Below are 16,413 nucleotides of genomic sequence, written 5' to 3'. Positions count from 1 at the left end.
CGCGCCGTTCGCATGAACAACGAATTATCGCTTACTCGACTTCGACCGTCTCTTCGTTCGGCTTGTGCGGCGGATTCGCCAGCTTGTCGAACGACAACTGCACCTTGTCGTTTTCGTCGACATCGACCGTCACGTGGCCGCCGTTGACGAGCTTGCCGAACAGCAGTTCGTCGGCCAGCGCGCGCCGGATCGTGTCCTGGATCAGCCGCTGCATCGGCCGCGCGCCCATCAGCGGGTCGAAGCCGTGCTTCGCGAGATGCTTGCGCAACGCGTCGGTGAAGAGCGCGTCGACCTTCTTCTCGTGCAGCTGTTCCTCGAGCTGGATCAGGAACTTGTCGACCACGCGCATGATGATTTCCTCATCGAGCGAGCGGAAGCTGATGATCGAATCCAGGCGGTTGCGGAACTCCGGCGTGAACAGGCGCTTGATGTCGGTCATCTCGTCGCCCGTCTCGCGGCGCGTCGTGAAGCCGATCGTCGCCTTCTGCATCGACTCGGCGCCCGCGTTCGTCGTCATGATGATGATGACGTTGCGGAAATCCGCCTTGCGGCCGTTGTTGTCCGTCAGCGTGCCGTGGTCCATCACCTGCAGCAGCACGTTGAAGATGTCCGGATGCGCCTTCTCGATTTCGTCGAGCAGCAGCACGCAGTGCGGCTTCTTCGTGACGGCTTCGGTCAGCAAGCCGCCCTGGTCGAACCCGACATAGCCCGGCGGCGCGCCGATCAGGCGGCTCACCGCGTGACGCTCCATGTATTCCGACATGTCGAAGCGGATCAGCTCAATGCCGAGCGTGAACGCGAGCTGGCGCGCCACTTCGGTCTTGCCGACACCCGTCGGGCCGGAGAACAGGAACGCGCCGATCGGCTTGTCCATCTTGCCGAGGCCCGCGCGTGCCATCTTGATCGAGGCCGCAAGCGCATCAATCGCCGGATCCTGGCCGAACACGACGCTCTTCAGGTCGCGGTCGAGCGTCTGCAGCTTGCTGCGATCATCCTGCGACACGCTCTGCGGCGGCACGCGCGCGATCTTCGAGATGATTTCCTCGATCTCGCTCTTGCCGATCGTCTTCTTCTGCTTCGACTTCGGCAGGATGCGCTGGGCGGCGCCTGCCTCGTCGATCACGTCGATCGCCTTGTCCGGCAGGTGACGGTCGGTAATGAAGCGCGCCGACAGTTCGGCCGCGGCCGACAGTGCGCCCGACGAATACTTGACGCCGTGATGCTCCTCGAAGCGCGACTTCAGCCCGCGCAGGATCGCGACCGTCTGCTCGACGGTCGGCTCGCTCACGTCGACCTTCTGGAAGCGCCGCGACAGCGCCGCATCCTTCTCGAAGATGCCGCGATATTCGGTGAACGTGGTCGCGCCGATGCACTTGAGCGTGCCCGACGACAGCGCCGGCTTCAGCAGGTTCGACGCGTCGAGCGTGCCGCCCGACGCGGCGCCCGCGCCGATCAGCGTATGAATTTCGTCGATGAACAGGATCGCGTGCGGACGCTCCTTCAGCTCCTTCAGCACCGTCTTCAGACGTTGCTCGAAATCGCCGCGGTACTTGGTGCCGGCGAGCAGCGCGCCCATGTCGAGCGAGTAGACCTGCGCGTTCGCGAGAATGTCCGGCACTTCGCCGCGCGTGATGCGATAGGCGAGCCCTTCCGCGATCGCGGTCTTGCCGACGCCGGCCTCGCCGACGAGCAGCGGATTGTTCTTGCGGCGACGGCACAGCACCTGGACCACGCGCTCGACTTCGGGCTCGCGACCGATCAGCGGATCGATGCGGCCGTCCTTCGCCATCTGGTTCAGGTTCTGCGTGAATTGCGCGAGCGGCGTTTCCTTCTGCGCGTTCGCGTCTTCGCTTTCCGCGCTCGCGTCGGCCGACTTCGCGGCTTCGCCGCCGTTGGTCTTCGCGATGCCGTGCGAAATGAAGTTCACGACGTCCAGGCGCGTGACGCCCTGCTGCTGCAGGTAGTAGACGGCATGCGAATCCTTCTCGCCGAAGATCGCGACCAGCACGTTAGCGCCGGTGACTTCCTTCTTGCCGTTCGACGTCGACTGGACGTGCATGATCGCGCGCTGGATCACGCGCTGGAAACCGAGCGTCGGCTGGGTATCGACATCGTCGGTACCCGGGACGGTAGGTGTGTTGTCGTGGATGAAATTGCGCAGGTTCTGACGCAAGTCCTCGATGTTGGCCGCGCACGCGCGCAACACCTCGGCTGCCGTCGGATTATCCAGCAGGGCCAGCAGCAAATGCTCGACCGTTATGAACTCATGGCGCGCCTGGCGTGCTTCCATGAACGCCATGTGCAGGCTGACTTCCAATTCCTGGGCAATCATGCTTCCTCCATCACGCACTGCAGCGGATGCCCGGCCTGCCGCGCATGGGTAACGACTTGCTCAACCTTGGTCGACGCGATGTCCCGCGTATAGACCCCACAAACCCCTCGCCCTTCGCGATGGACCTTCAGCATGATCTGCGTGGCCGTCTCGCGATCCTTCTTGAAATACTCCTGGACCACCATCACGACGAATTCCATCGGCGTGAAGTCGTCGTTCAGCAGCACCACCTTGTACATCGAAGGCGGCTTGAGCTTCTGCTGCTTGCGTTCCAGGACGGTGCTGTCCTGCTTGTCCGGGATAATCGCCATACACCCATTCTAAACAACTCGGACAGGCCCGCAATCCTGCCATTACCCGACCGACCGGCCGGCGCCCTCCCCGGAATCCCGGAACACGCAATCTTCTTCGTGCCATACGAAAGCCGGCTGCGGTGCCGGCTTTCACGCGTGGCGCGGAACACGAACCGTCAGGGGGAACCGCACCGGAACGTCGTGTCCGCATCCAGTATCCCACAAGCCGGGACGACTCGAACGCGTGTCACTCGAGCCTGGTATATGAGCCGATTATGCGGCTTTTCAAGTCCTCGCGCTTGGCCGCGTGCTGCCAAGCAAAGCCGGAAAAACCCTGAAAATGGGTTCTTTACAACGTCCCTCTAAACGTCTAAAAATTCCACTTGACACTCCAATAAAGAGCGCCAACAATCAAGCTGGCACTTTTTTCAATTTGCCGGTCGGCAAGTTGAAAGAGGCCGAGGTGAGCTTGTGAGGGGGGAACGGCTGCATTTTCCGGTCGTTTAGCTTTTCGAGCGTGCTCGTGGTAAGTAGCAGCGACTGTGTGACAGGGGAAGTAGGAAATGGCAACTGGTATCGTTAAGTGGTTCAACGACGCGAAGGGCTTCGGTTTCATCACTCCCGATGAGGGCGGTGAGGATCTGTTTGCGCACTTCTCGGCTATCACCATGAATGGCTTCAAGACGCTGAAGGAAGGCCAGAAGGTGAGCTTTGACGTCGTCCAAGGGCCGAAGGGCAAGCAAGCGTCGAACATCCAGGCCGTATAAGGCACCGGATATCAGACGAAGAAACCCGGCGCATTGCGCCGGGTTTCTTTTTTTCGAGGCCGGCCAATCGATTATCGATTGGCCGGCCTTTTCGTTCAATCCCGATAATTGAACACGTATTGTCTTGTCACACACGCAGATCGGATACTCATCCGGCACGTGAAACATAATCGTCACTTCGTTACACGACCTTCAGCGTACCCATCATGCCGAGATCTTCGTGTTCGAGAATGTGGCAATGAAACATGCGCTCTCCGCGCATGTCCTGCGTGACGAGAATCGTCACGGTTTCGCCGCTGCGCACGTTCACGGTATCGCGCCATGCACGGAACGGTTCGCTCGTGCGTGAACCGCCCGATGCCCGTTCGATCACCTGGAACTGCGTGCCGTGCAGGTGGAACGGGTGATCCATGTCAGTGCCGTTGCGGATCGTCCAGCGCTCGACGTCGCCAGCGCGGCTCGTCAGCGTTGCACGGTGCGGCGCGTAGGTGTCGCCGTTGATCGTGAAGCGCATGCCCGCCGGGCGGCCGTGTGCGCCCCCCTTCATCATCGCGTCCATATCCATCTCCTCGCCGAACGCGACCTCCTTGTGCGCAACCGGCTCGCCCAACGACGGCACCGCACGCAATGTCGTCGGCAGCACACGCGCGGTGGCCGGCGAAAACGCGACGTCGGCCAGCGCCAGTGCCGGATCGGCCGGCAGGCTGCCGTGCCCGTCATCGTGCGACATCGACATCTTGCGGCGGTCGTATTCGGCCGCCTGCAGCACCGCGCGCGACGCGCGATCGCCGGCGCGCACCAGCAGCTCCGCACGTTCGCCCGGCGCGATCAGCAGCGACGTGACACGGCGCGGCGCGTCGAACAGCCCGCCGTCGGTGCCCGCGTGCTCGAATGCACGGCCGTCGTCGAACGCGACCCGCAAGTAGCGCGCGCTGCACGCGTTCCACACGCGCCAGCGCTCGTCGCCCGCAACGTCGATCCGCGGCCGGCGTGCGCCGTTAACCAGCACGAACTGGCCTTCGCGGCCGTTCATCCAGTCCATCATGTCGTTCGGTGCAATCGTGCCGTCGCGCGCAAGTTTCAGGTCCGACACGAACAGGTTGCGCTCGGGCCAACCCGCCAGCGGATCGTCCGCGGCGCGCACGACGAACGGGCCGGCGAGCCCGCGAAACACCTGCTCGGCCGTCATCATGTGCGGGTGCGGGTGGTACCAGTAGGTACCGGCGCTCCCCTTCGGCAGCGTGAAGCGGTACACTCGCGACGCGCCGGGCGCGACGGGATCGGACGGGTTGCCGTCCTGGTCGGGCGGCACCGGCAGACCGTGCCAGTGGATCGTCGACGGTTGCGGCAGCTTGTTCACGAACTTGATCTCGACCGAGTCGCCCTCGCGCACGTCGATCAGCGGACCAACGACTGGGCCCTGCGTGCCCGAGCCGAACTGCCAGAACGTGGTCGGCCGCGCACCGCGCAGCATCGGGCGCGCCACCGGCTGGGCCACCAGCGTGGCCCGGAACGTGCCGGGATCGCGGCTTTCGTTCGCGAGCGTACGCAGCGCCGCGAGCGGCGCGCCGGCCGGCAGCGCGTCGGCGGCAGCGAGCGCGGCCGGCGCGGACTTGCCATGCTGCCCGTGACCCGCCATTCCTGACATGTCCGACATGCCGGGCATGTCGTCCATCGAGTCCATGCCGGCCATGCCGGCGTGACCGGCATGCTGCGCCCACGCGGCGCGGGCGAACAGCGACGCGGCCGCGACACCGATGGCGCGCGACAGGAAGGTTCTCCGTATCATCAAATCGTTCCTCGTTATCCATGCTGCGTCGCGCGACCGCCGCGACGCCCGCGCCGGCCGGCTGAAGCGCCGATGCGCGACGCCAATCCTGATGCCCGCGTCATCATAACCGCAGGCTCATATCGAGACGCGTCGCCGCCGGACTGGCGGCGATACGCCGCAGACTCGACAACGCCGCGCTGGATTCAGCACGCATCGACCGGCATCGCCGATCGGCGATCCGCAGCCCTTCACTCGCTCCCCAACCCCACTCGCCGCCCGCCCCATGCAGTCTCCAGGCGGCCGCCCGGCACCTGCCGTTCAGCCGCGCCCCAGCACCGGCCGCGTCACCGGTTCGCCAACCCGCCAATATTTCACGATGCGGAACAAGTCTCTGCGTTGTAAAAATTCGTGGTGCAGGGCACAAATTTCCCGTTTCGCGATGCCGAAAAACGTTCTGCAATACAAAACGCAGAATGTAAATATTTGTTTTTGAAAGAGAATTTTTGTTTAGTGGAGCCGTTCGACATGCACCATCCAACCGGGTCGCGGACGTAGACTTTGTCCCATGCACTGACGCTTCGCCACGACGTTCGATAAGGAACGCGGCGCAAGCAGCCAGTCGGGCCACAGCCGGTCGAACCGGCAGACGGCACAACAGAATCGCTTGTGATCAGAAAGGGAGAACGGAAATGAAGGGATTTCGCTTTGGTTCAGCGCTCGGGTCGTTCTACATCCTGCCGGGTAACGGTGGCTGGGAAGCGACGTTCGGCAACGCCCTGCTCGGCGCATTCTCGTGCCCCGAAGTGGCGGCCGACCACATCTCCCGCGGCGACTGCGAGCAACTGTCCGAACTGGACACGGCAACGCTCGAAGTGCCGCACGAAATCGCCGAATGGGAAATCGTTCACGTCTGAATGGCAAGCCTGCAACAAAAAACGCCCCGGGCGACCGGGGCGTTTTTTTCTTGTGACGGGCGGAGGGCAGCCAGGCCCGCCACGCCGTCACTTGCTTCGACTCGCGCGATCGCGCGGCCCGTGTCAGGCAACCGCGTCGACGATGGCGTTCAGCGTCGCGCTCGGGCGCAACGCCTGGCTCGTCAGGTCGACGTTCGGACGATAGTAGCCGCCGATGGCCTGCGCCTTGCCCTGCGCGGCAGCCAGCTCTTCCAGAATGCGCGCTTCGTTGTCCGACAACGACTTCGCCACGCCTTCGAACTGCGCCTTCAGCGCCGCGTCCTCGGTCTGCTCGGCCAGCGCCTGCGCCCAGTACAGGCACAGGTAGAAGTGGCTGCCGCGGTTGTCGAGGCCGCCGACCTTGCGCGCCGGCGACTTGTTCTCGTCCAGGAACTTGCCGGTCGCCTGGTCGAGCGTCTTCGCGAGCACGAGCGCCTTCGGGTTCTGGTACGCGTTGCCGAGGTGTTCGAGCGATGCCGCGAGCGCGAGGAATTCGCCGAGCGAATCCCAGCGCAGGAAGCCTTCCTCGACGAACTGCTGCACGTGCTTCGGCGCGGAGCCGCCCGCACCCGTTTCGAACATCCCGCCGCCGGCCATCAGCGGCACGATCGACAGCATCTTCGCGCTGGTGCCGAGTTCCATGATCGGGAACAGGTCGGTCAGGTAGTCGCGCAGCACGTTGCCGGTGACCGAGATCGTGTCCTTGCCCGCGCGGATGCGCTCGAGCGAGAAGCGCGTCGCGTCGACCGGCGTCATCACGCGGATGTCGAGGCCGTTCGTGTCGTGGTCCTTCAGGTAACGCTCGACCTTCGCGATGATCTGCGCGTCGTGCGCGCGTGCCGGATCGAGCCAGAACACGGCCGGTGCGCCGGTCGCGCGCGCGCGGTTGACCGCGAGCTTGACCCAGTCCTGCACCGGTGCGTCCTTCGTCTGGCACATGCGCCAGATGTCGCCCGACTCCACCGCATGCTCGAGCAGCACGTTGCCCGCTTCGTCGGTGACGCGCACGACGCCATCCGCCGGGATCAGGAACGTCTTGTCGTGCGAACCGTATTCTTCAGCCGCCTGCGCCATCAGGCCCACGTTCGGCACGCTGCCCATCGTGACCGGATCGAACGCGCCGTGCTGCTTGCAGTCCTCGATCACGACCTGGTAGACACCGGCGTAGCAACGATCCGGAATCACGGCCTTCGCGTCGTACAGCTGGCCGTCCGGGCCCCACATGCCGCCCGAATCGCGGATCATCGCCGGCATCGATGCGTCGACGATCACGTCGCTCGGCACGTGCAGGTTCGTGATGCCCTTGTCCGAGTTGACCATCGCAAGGCGCGGACGCACCGCGTATTCGGCCTTGATGTCGGCTTCGATCGCTTCGCGCGTGTCGGCCGGCAGGTCCTTCAGGCGCGCGTACAGGTCGCCGATCCCGTTGTTGGGGTTAAAACCGGCCTGCGCCAGCACGTCTGCGTGCTTCGCAAGCGCGTCGCGGTAGAACACCGACACGAAGTGACCGAACAGGATCGGGTCCGAGACCTTCATCATGGTCGCCTTCAGGTGCACCGAGAACAGCACGTCCTGCGCCTTCGCGTCGGCGATCTGCGCTTCGATGAAGCTGCGCAGCGCGTTGCGGCTCATCACCGATGCGTCGATGACCTCACCCGCCTTCACGGCCGTCTTTTCCTTCAGCACCTTCTTCGCGCCGTCGGTCGTCGTGAGTTCGATCTTCACGCTGCCGGCTTCGGCGATCAGCGCCGACTTCTCGCTGCCGTAGAAGTCGCCTTCGCTCATGTGCGCGACGTGCGCCTTCGACGTCGCTTTCCAGGCGCCCATCTTGTGCGGATGCTTGCGTGCGTAGTTCTTGACCGACAGCGGCGCGCGGCGGTCGGAGTTGCCTTCGCGCAGCACCGGGTTCACCGCGCTGCCCTTGATCTTGTCGTAGCGGGCCTTGACGGCCTTCTCTTCGTCCGTCGACGGATCTTCCGGATAGGCCGGCAGCGAATAGCCCTGCGCCTGCAGTTCGGCGATCGCGGCCTTGAGCTGCGGCACCGATGCGCTGATGTTCGGCAGCTTGATGATGTTCGCTTCCGGCTTCAGCGTGAGCTGGCCCAGTTCGGCCAGATCGTCGGAACCCTTCTGCTCGGGCGGCAGGACGTCTGCGAATGCCGCGACGATGCGGCCGGCGAGCGAGATGTCGCGCGTTTCGACGGCGACGCCGGACGAACGCGTGAAGGCCTTGACGATCGGCAGCAGCGAATAGGTCGCGAGCGCGGGCGCTTCGTCAGTGAGGGTATAGATGATCTTGGGCGAAGTGGACATGGTCGATGCGTTGCTACGTGAAAATTTGGACTGAGGAGCGCCGGCGGTAACCGGCGGGGAGCGACCAGGTCGGTCGCGAAAGGGGCGCGCCGGCTCAGCCGGGCGGTGGTGTTGCGAGGGCCGTCATGTTCTACCTTGCAGGGCCTCCGGGCCGCATCGCGGCGCCGCGGCCCGCATGCCGGACCACCCTGCCAACAAACCTGCCATCCACGAAACGCTCCGGCGCCGGCAGTCAGCGCCGGGGCGGCCGGCACCTGCCGGCCCACCCCGGAAGGGGACTTACATGTTCTCGATCAGCACTTCACCGAAGCCCGAGCACGACACCTGCGTCGCACCTTCCATCAGGCGCGCGAAGTCGTACGTGACGCGCTTCTGCAGGATCGACTTCTCCATCGCGGCGATGATCGTGTCGGCTGCTTCCGTCCAGCCGAGGTGGCGCAGCATCATTTCCGCCGACAGGATCTCGGAACCCGGGTTCACGTAATCCTTGCCCGCGTACTTCGGTGCCGTGCCGTGCGTCGCCTCGAACATCGCGACCGAATCCGACAGGTTCGCGCCCGGCGCGATCCCGATGCCGCCGACCTGCGCGGCCAGTGCGTCGGAGATGTAGTCGCCGTTCAGGTTCAGCGTGGCGATCACGTCGTATTCGGCCGGGCGCAGCAGGATCTGCTGCAGGAACGCATCGGCGATCGAATCCTTGATGACGATCTCGTTGCCCGTCTTCGGGTTCTTCACGCGCATCCACGGGCCGCCGTCGATCAGCTCGCCGCCGAATTCCTTCTGCGCCAGCGCGTAGCCGGCGTCACGGAACAGGCCTTCCGTGAACTTCATGATGTTGCCCTTGTGCACCAGCGTGACCGACTTGCGATCGTTGTCGATCGCGTACTGGATCGCCTTGCGCACGAGACGCTCGGTGCCTTCGGTCGACACGGGCTTGACGCCGATCCCCGAGGTTTCCGGGAAGCGGATCTTCTTCACGCCCATCTCGTCCTGCAGGAACTTGATGACCTTCTTCGCCTGCTCGGAGCCCGCGGCCCATTCGATGCCCGCGTAGATGTCTTCCGAGTTCTCGCGGAAGATCACCATGTCGATCTTTTGCGGCTCGCGCACCGGCGACGGCACGCCCTTGAAGTACTGCACCGGGCGCAGACACACGTACAGGTCGAGTTCCTGGCGCAGCGCGACGTTCAGCGAACGGATGCCGCCGCCGACCGGGGTCGTGAGCGGCCCCTTGATCGACACCACGTATTCCTTGAGCACCTGCAGCGTTTCGTCCGGGAGCCACACGTCCGGGCCGTACACCTTCGTCGCCTTCTCGCCCGCGAAGATCTCCATCCAGTGGATCTTGCGCTTGCCCTTGTAGGCATGCGCGACCGCCGCGTCGACAACCTTGATCATGACCGGCGTGATATCGAAGCCCGTACCGTCGCCTTCGATATAGGGAATGATCGGCTGATCGGAAACGTTGAGCGAGAAGTCCTTGTTGACGGTGATCTTGTCACCGCCTTCCGGAACCTTGATGTGCTGATACGGCATGATCGACTCCAGTGACGTGGCTGAGCAGGTGATGCTGGTCGAAGCTGCGCGCGCCGCGGGGGCGCGGCATGGCCACCCCGTGACGGCAACAGCGAGCCGCTATTCTAGCGCCCCAACCGGGCACTTCGGCATGAAGCGCGGCACTGCGTATCAAGACCCCACTTATGTCTTATATAAGACAGAGGACTTGGCGTTCCGTATTATGCATTAAGATTCCGCCATTTGCCATAGACCGCCCGCCCCCGCCTCCCGCGGCGCGCCGGGCGGACGACCCGCCATGAACCTGATCGCCCTCAACAAGCCGTTCGGCACGATTTGCCAGTTTTCCGCGCACGAGACGCGCCCGTCGCTCGGCGACTGGGTAAAAACGCCCGGCGTCTACGCGGCCGGCCGGCTCGACGCGGACAGCGAGGGGTTGCTGCTGCTCACCGACGACGGCGCGCTGCAGGCGCGCATCGCCGAGCCGCGCCACAAGCTCGTGAAGCGCTACTGGGCACAGGTCGAGGGCGCGCCGGGCGCCGCCGACCTGAAGGCGCTCGCGCGCGGCGTCGACCTCGGCGACTACGTGACGCGGCCATGCCGCGCCGAATTCATCGAACCGCCCGACGCGCTATGGCCGCGCAACCCGCCGATCCGCTACCGCGCCGCGATTCCGACGACGTGGATCGAACTCGCGATCACCGAAGGCAAGAACCGGCAGGTGCGCCGGATGACGGCGGCCGTCGGCTTCCCGACGTTGCGCCTGGTACGCGTCGGCATCGGTGCACTGGATATATTCGCGCTCGACATTGCACCGGGAGAAACAATCGCGCTGCCGCCGCGCGCGCCGTGGGACGGTTTCGCGCCCGCCGGATGACGAATTCGGGACAGGCGAATTTTTCGTCATCTTTTTCGTCAACCGCCCGCGAAGATCGCGCGTTAAACCACGCAGATGCCAACCTTAGCTATCCGGCATTGGCAGCCGAGCCGTGTTTGCGTCACGAAAGCGACGTTTTTATCGAATACGATTCGGCGCCCGCAGCGCAATGAGAAATTTCTCGAAGCGTCTGTCAACCGAAAGGTGGATGGCACCGTTAGACGACATGACTCCTATTGCCGGGTCATTTGGTTAATTAACTAAAGCTGAGGAACACAACATGAACAAACTGATCGCCGCTCTGGTCGCTGGCCTCTTCGCAACGGCTGCTTTCGCACAAGCATCGGCTCCGGAAGCTGCTCCGGCTGCTGCTGAAGCTGCTTCGGCACCGGCTAAGCACGCTGCTAAGAAGCACCACGCAGCTAAGAAGCACCACAAGGCATCGAAGAAGGCTGCAGCAAGCGACGCAGCAGCACCGGCAGCTGCTTCGAACTAAGTAAGCTTGCTGTAATAACGCAGTCAAGAACACGCAGTCTTGCCGTTCTTACGGCGTTGAAAGGCAGATCACCGCGAGGCGATCTGCCTTTTTCTTTTATGTGCCCGTCAGCGCGCATCGCGTACCATGCGGGTCTTGTTTTCCAGATAGGAGCCTTGCTGTGCAATTCTCCCTGCGCTCGTCGCTCGGCCGCCTTGCGCGCGCCGCCGTGTTTCCCGCCGCGCTCGCCGTCCTCGCGCTCGGCATGCAGGCCGCCAGCGCGCAAGTGCCGCCCGGCGCCAAGCAGCCGAGCGAATTCCCGCGCGTGAAGCTGCGCGCCGGCATGTACGTGATCGACGCGGCCGTCGCCGCGAACGACCCCGACCGCGAACAGGGGCTGATGTACCGTTCGCAGCTCGCGCCGAACGAAGGCATGCTGTTCGTGTTCAACGAGAACGCGGTGCACTGCTTCTGGATGAAGAACACGCTGATCCCGCTGTCGATCGCGTTCATCCGCGCGGACGGCACGATCACCGACATCGACGAGATGAAGGCCGAGACGACCGACAACCACTGCCCGCGCAACAACGGCGTCTATGCCCTCGAAATGAGCAAGGGCTGGTTCGCGGCGAAAGGTATCAAGCCCGGGATGAAGCTCGAAGGGCTGCCGCAAGCCCAGTAACGGATATCGCCGCGCCGCCGACCCGACCCGACCCGCGTCACGTCACGTCACGTCACGCCGCGCCGCGCCGCGTACCGACCCAAGCCGGCCGCCCGTTGCGCGCCGGCTTTTTTTCGCCTGTCGGCGGCGGCGCCCGCCTTGATTCGGCCAACACTGCCCGCATCTGCAAAAGCCACGGACAAGCGCTATCCTTTAAATCTCGCTAGTCCAGCCCGGGCCGGCCCAGCCGGCCCGCTTACGATCCGAACCTAAGGAGGTTCACGTGCCCCGCAAAACCCCCATCGAGCGCTATCGCAATATCGGGATCAGTGCTCACATCGATGCCGGCAAGACCACGACGACCGAGCGCATCCTGTTTTACACCGGCGTGAGCCACAAGATCGGTGAAGTGCACGACGGCGCGGCCACGATGGACTGGATGGAGCAGGAGCAGGAACGCGGCATCACGATCACGTCGGCCGCGACCACGGCCTTCTGGAAGGGCATGGCCGGCAACTATCCGGAGCACCGGATCAACATCATCGACACGCCCGGGCACGTCGACTTCACGATTGAAGTCGAGCGCTCGATGCGCGTGCTCGACGGCGCGTGCATGGTCTACGACTCGGTCGGCGGCGTGCAGCCGCAGTCCGAAACCGTCTGGCGCCAGGCCAACAAGTACAAGGTGCCGCGCATCGCGTTCGTCAACAAGATGGACCGCATCGGCGCCGATTTCTTCCGCGTGCAGCGGCAGATCGGCGAGCGCCTGAAAGGCGTCGCCGTGCCGATCCAGATTCCGATCGGCGCGGAGGATCATTTCCAGGGCGTCGTCGACCTCGTGAAGATGAAGGCGATCGTGTGGGACGACGAAAGCCAGGGCGTGAAGTTCACGTACGAGGACATCCCCGCGAACCTCGTCGAGCTCGCGCACGAATGGCGCGAGAAGATGGTCGAGGCCGCGGCGGAAGCGAGCGAGGAACTGCTCGAGAAGTACCTGCACGACCATGAATCGCTGACCGAGGACGAGATCAAGGCCGCGCTGCGCAAGCGCACGATCGCGAACGAGATCGTGCCGATGCTGTGCGGCAGCGCGTTCAAGAACAAGGGCGTGCAGGCGATGCTCGACGCGGTGATCGACTACCTGCCGTCGCCCGTCGACGTGCCCGCGATCCTCGGCCACGACTTCCACGATCCGGAAAAGCCGGCGGAACGTCATCCGAGCGACGACGAGCCGTTCTCGTCGCTCGCGTTCAAGATCATGACCGACCCGTTCGTCGGTCAGCTGATCTTCTTCCGTGTGTATTCGGGCGTCGTCGAATCGGGCGACACGGTGCTGAACGCGACCAAGGACAAGAAGGAACGGCTCGGCCGGATCCTGCAGATGCACGCGAACGAGCGCAAGGAAATCAAGGAAGTGCGCGCGGGCGACATCGCGGCCGCCGTCGGCCTGAAGGAAGCGACCACCGGCGACACGCTGTGCGACCCGGCGAAGCCGATCATCCTCGAGAAGATGGAATTCCCGGAACCGGTGATCTCGCAGGCCGTCGAGCCGAAGACGAAGGCCGACCAGGAAAAGATGGGCCTCGCGCTGAACCGTCTCGCGCAGGAAGATCCGTCGTTCCGCGTGCAGACCGACGAAGAGTCCGGCCAGACGATCATTTCGGGGATGGGCGAGCTTCACCTCGAAATCCTGGTCGACCGGATGAAGCGTGAATTCGGCGTCGAAGCGACGGTCGGCAAGCCGCAGGTCGCGTATCGCGAGACGGTGCGCACGACGGCGTCCGACGTCGAGGGCAAGTTCGTCAAGCAGTCGGGTGGCCGCGGTCAGTACGGCCATGCGGTGATCACGCTCGAGCCGAACCCCGGCAAGGGCTACGAGTTCCTCGACGAGATCAAGGGCGGCGTGATTCCGCGTGAATTCATCCCGGCCGTCGACAAGGGCATCACCGAAACGCTGAAGAGCGGCGTGCTCGCGGGCTACCCGGTCGTCGACGTGAAGGTGCACCTGACGTTCGGCTCGTACCACGACGTCGACTCGAACGAAAACGCGTTCCGGATGGCCGGCTCGATGGCGTTCAAGGAAGCGATGCGCCGCGCGAAGCCGGTGCTGCTCGAGCCGATGATGGCGGTCGAGGTCGAGACGCCCGAGGAGTTCATGGGCAACGTGATGGGCGACCTGTCGAGCCGTCGCGGCATCGTGCAGGGGATGGAAGACATCGCGGGCGGCGGCGGCAAGCTCGTTCGCGCCGAGGTGCCGCTCGCGGAGATGTTCGGCTATTCGACGTCGCTGCGTTCGGCCACGCAGGGCCGCGCAACCTACACGATGGAGTTCAAGCAGTACGCGGAAACGCCGGCCAACGTATCGGAAGGCGTGATCAGCGCGAAAGTGAAGTAAGCGCGGCGCGATCTCGCGCTGTCGCACGCAGCAAGGCCCGTCCGGAACCGGACGGGCCTTTTTTATTCGTGCACACCGTGCACACGGCTTTTTTGATCGGCACGACCGGTATTTTTTTCGCGTGCCACAATGCAGCGCGAATCGTCAGATGGAACGTCCCGATGCCGCCCACCCCTGCCCTGCGCCGCCTGCTGATCCTCTATGCCGGCCTGATCGCCGCAAACGCCGCCGTCTGGCTGTGGGCGCTCGCCGTGTTGCGCGATCATCCGCTGCTGCTCGGCACCGCGGCGATCGCTTACGGGCTCGGGCTGCGTCACGCGGTCGACGCCGATCACATCGCCGCGATCGACGTTGCGACGCGCAAGCTGATGCAGGACGGCCAGCGTCCGGTGAGCGTCGGGCTGTTCTTCTCGCTCGGCCATTCGACGATCGTGATCGCCGCGACGCTCGGCATCGCGCTGACGGCATTCGCGCTGCGCGACCGGTTCGATGCGTTCCGCGAGATCGGCGGCACGATCGGCACGGCGGTGTCGGCCACCTTCCTGCTCGTGCTCGCGTGCGTGAACCTGGCGATCCTGCGCGACGTGTGGCGGCGCTATCGCGGCACGCACGGGCATGGGCACGATGCGGCGCATGTGCACCGCCCGGCCGGGCTCGTGTCGCGGCTGCTGCGTCCGCTGTTCCGGTTCGTGTCGAAGAGCTGGCACATGTATCCGGTCGGCGTGCTGTTCGGGCTCGGTTTCGATACTGCAACCGAAATCGGCCTGCTCGCGATCGCGGCCGCACAGGCGAGCCAGGGGCTGCCGGTCTATACGGTCATGCTGTTTCCCGCGCTTTTCACCGCCGGCATGACGCTGATCGACTCGACCGATAACGTGCTGATGATTCACGCGTACGGCTGGGCAATGGACGATCCGCAGCGCAAGCTGCTCTACAACGCGAGCATCACGTTCGTGTCGGCGGCCGTCGCGCTGGCGATCGGCGGGATCGAGGCAGCCGGCCTGCTGGCCGACAAGTTGTCGCTGACGGGCCCCGTGCGCGACGCGCTCGATGCGGTCGGCGAGCGCTTCGGCTCGATCGGCTACGGCATCGTCGCCCTGTTCCTCGTCTGCTGGATCGCATCGATCCTGTTCCACCGCTGGCAGCGCGCGGCCGATGCGCCGGCGCGCTGAACTTAGCTCAGACGTTTCATTCCGGAAACAAAACTCCTACCAAAGACGTTGCATGCGCCGTCGCGCGCTGCGCGCGCCTTGAGCCACGGGCTCAAGCGGCCGATGGCACGGATCTGGCAGATAGGGCTTCGCACGGCGGGCCCGCATGCCGCTCCGCGATCGAGGCTGGCGTCCAGCGCCGGCCCGAAGGCGATCGGCTGCCGACAGGACTACGAACCTTTACCGGCCCCCTGCACTACACGTAGATTGCCGCGCGGCGACGAGGCATCGCGCGCATGGGGAGGCCATGATGCTCAAGACGAAACGACCGTTCCGCACGACGGGACGGTGCCATCGCGCAACCTTGTTCGCCGCAGCCGCGTTCGCGTGCTGCTGCTCGTATGCCGTCGCACAGGACGCGACACCGGACTCCGCGCCCGATGCCGTTGCCGGCGCGGACGCCGTCATGATGCTGGTCGACGACGCTTCGCCGTGCGCAGCGAATCCGGCTGCGTGCTCGGTGCACGTCTTCGCCGGTGGGCGCGCCGGCGGGAATGGCGCAGGTGCGACCGGCAATGGCAGCGGCAGCAGCCCCGGTAGCGGAAATGGCAATGGCGGCGGCAGCGGCAACGGCAACAACGGGAACGGTACCGTCGGACCTGCCGGCGTCGGCGGAACGACGAGCGGAACATCCGGCGGCACGAGCGGTTCGGGTGGCTCGGGCCGCGGTGGCAACGCGTCTGGTAACGGTGGTTCGGGAGGGTCTTCCGGTGGGGGTTCTTCCGGCGGTGGTTCTTCCGGCGGTGGTTCTTCCGGCGGTGGTTCTTCCGGTGGTGGCTCTTCCGGTGGTGGCTCTTCCGGTGGTGGCTCTTCCGGTGGTGGCTCTTCCGGTGGTGGCTCTTCCGGTGGT

Annotated in this window: 12 protein-coding genes and 1 pseudogene; 8 read left to right on the top strand and 5 right to left on the bottom strand. The window is 64.6% G+C overall.

The features are described 5' to 3' along the window. Positions 1-31: 31 nt before the first annotated feature. Together clpA and clpS are read right to left on the bottom strand one after the other, a co-directional pair. Positions 32-2,332 (bottom strand): ATP-dependent Clp protease ATP-binding subunit ClpA, encoded by a 2,301-nt coding sequence (gene clpA, locus ABY44_RS13630; protein ID WP_027786662.1) that lies wholly within the window; start codon positions 2,330-2,332, stop codon positions 32-34. Then, a complete protein-coding gene (gene clpS, locus ABY44_RS13625; protein WP_006398529.1) occupies positions 2,329-2,643 on the bottom strand; it encodes an ATP-dependent Clp protease adapter ClpS in 315 nt (104 codons plus the stop codon). Before clpS ends, clpA begins: the two co-directional genes overlap by 4 nt. Positions 2,644-3,188: 545 nt before the next feature. Here clpS and ABY44_RS13620 point away from each other — a divergent pair. After that, positions 3,189-3,392, top strand: a complete 204-nt coding sequence (locus ABY44_RS13620) for a cold-shock protein (protein WP_006488945.1) — start codon at positions 3,189-3,191, stop codon at positions 3,390-3,392. A 181-nt stretch (positions 3,393-3,573) separates the two neighbouring features. Here ABY44_RS13620 and ABY44_RS13615 read toward each other — a convergent pair whose 3' ends face one another. Further along, on the bottom strand, positions 3,574-5,181 hold the full coding sequence (locus ABY44_RS13615; protein ID WP_060174859.1) for a multicopper oxidase family protein: 1,608 nt from the start codon (positions 5,179-5,181) through the stop codon (positions 3,574-3,576). A gap of 671 nt (positions 5,182-5,852) precedes the next feature. On the opposite strand from ABY44_RS13615, the gene ABY44_RS13610 reads away from it, so the two are divergent. Next, the gene (locus tag ABY44_RS13610) at positions 5,853-6,077 is read left to right on the top strand and encodes a hypothetical protein (RefSeq protein ID WP_006490888.1); all 225 of its coding nucleotides are present in this window, start codon (positions 5,853-5,855) and stop codon (positions 6,075-6,077) included. Between the two features lie 123 nt (positions 6,078-6,200). Here the strand turns inward: ABY44_RS13610 and ABY44_RS13605 are convergent, their stop codons facing one another. Together ABY44_RS13605 and icd are read right to left on the bottom strand one after the other, a co-directional pair. Beyond that, entirely contained in the window at positions 6,201-8,429 is a 2,229-nt protein-coding gene (locus ABY44_RS13605; RefSeq protein WP_060174860.1) for an NADP-dependent isocitrate dehydrogenase, read from the bottom strand. 279 nt (positions 8,430-8,708) lie between these two features. Next, positions 8,709-9,965 carry an NADP-dependent isocitrate dehydrogenase gene (gene icd / locus ABY44_RS13600; protein WP_006478026.1) on the bottom strand — a complete coding sequence of 419 codons (1,257 nt, stop codon included), beginning with the start codon at positions 9,963-9,965 and terminating at the stop codon, positions 8,709-8,711. A 277-nt stretch (positions 9,966-10,242) separates the two neighbouring features. Here icd and ABY44_RS13595 point away from each other — a divergent pair, with 277 nt between their 5' ends. The 6 genes and pseudogenes from ABY44_RS13595 to ABY44_RS13570 all read left to right on the top strand — a co-directional run. Beyond that, entirely contained in the window at positions 10,243-10,821 is a 579-nt protein-coding gene (locus tag ABY44_RS13595; RefSeq protein ID WP_021163328.1) for a pseudouridine synthase, read from the top strand. Between the two features lie 280 nt (positions 10,822-11,101). Beyond that, complete coding sequence (locus ABY44_RS13590) at positions 11,102-11,317, top strand: hypothetical protein (RefSeq protein WP_011352970.1); 216 nt, start codon at positions 11,102-11,104, stop codon at positions 11,315-11,317. Positions 11,318-11,477: 160 nt separating this feature from the next. Next, positions 11,478-11,978 (top strand): DUF192 domain-containing protein, encoded by a 501-nt coding sequence (locus tag ABY44_RS13585; protein ID WP_027786657.1) that lies wholly within the window; start codon positions 11,478-11,480, stop codon positions 11,976-11,978. 262 nt (positions 11,979-12,240) lie between these two features. Then, on the top strand, positions 12,241-14,352 hold the full coding sequence (gene fusA, locus ABY44_RS13580; RefSeq protein ID WP_027786656.1) for an elongation factor G: 2,112 nt from the start codon (positions 12,241-12,243) through the stop codon (positions 14,350-14,352). Positions 14,353-14,513: 161 nt separating this feature from the next. Further along, the gene (locus tag ABY44_RS13575) at positions 14,514-15,524 is read left to right on the top strand and encodes a HoxN/HupN/NixA family nickel/cobalt transporter (protein WP_060174861.1); all 1,011 of its coding nucleotides are present in this window, start codon (positions 14,514-14,516) and stop codon (positions 15,522-15,524) included. Between the two features lie 289 nt (positions 15,525-15,813). Beyond that, a pseudogene (locus ABY44_RS13570) lies at positions 15,814-16,413 on the top strand (hypothetical protein); the annotation flags it as partial.

This window comes from Burkholderia sp. ZZQ-2, assembly GCF_050768715.1.
Taxonomy (GTDB): Bacteria; Pseudomonadota; Gammaproteobacteria; order Burkholderiales; family Burkholderiaceae; genus Burkholderia; species Burkholderia cepacia.
This window is presented reverse-complemented; position numbering and strand designations above follow the sequence as displayed.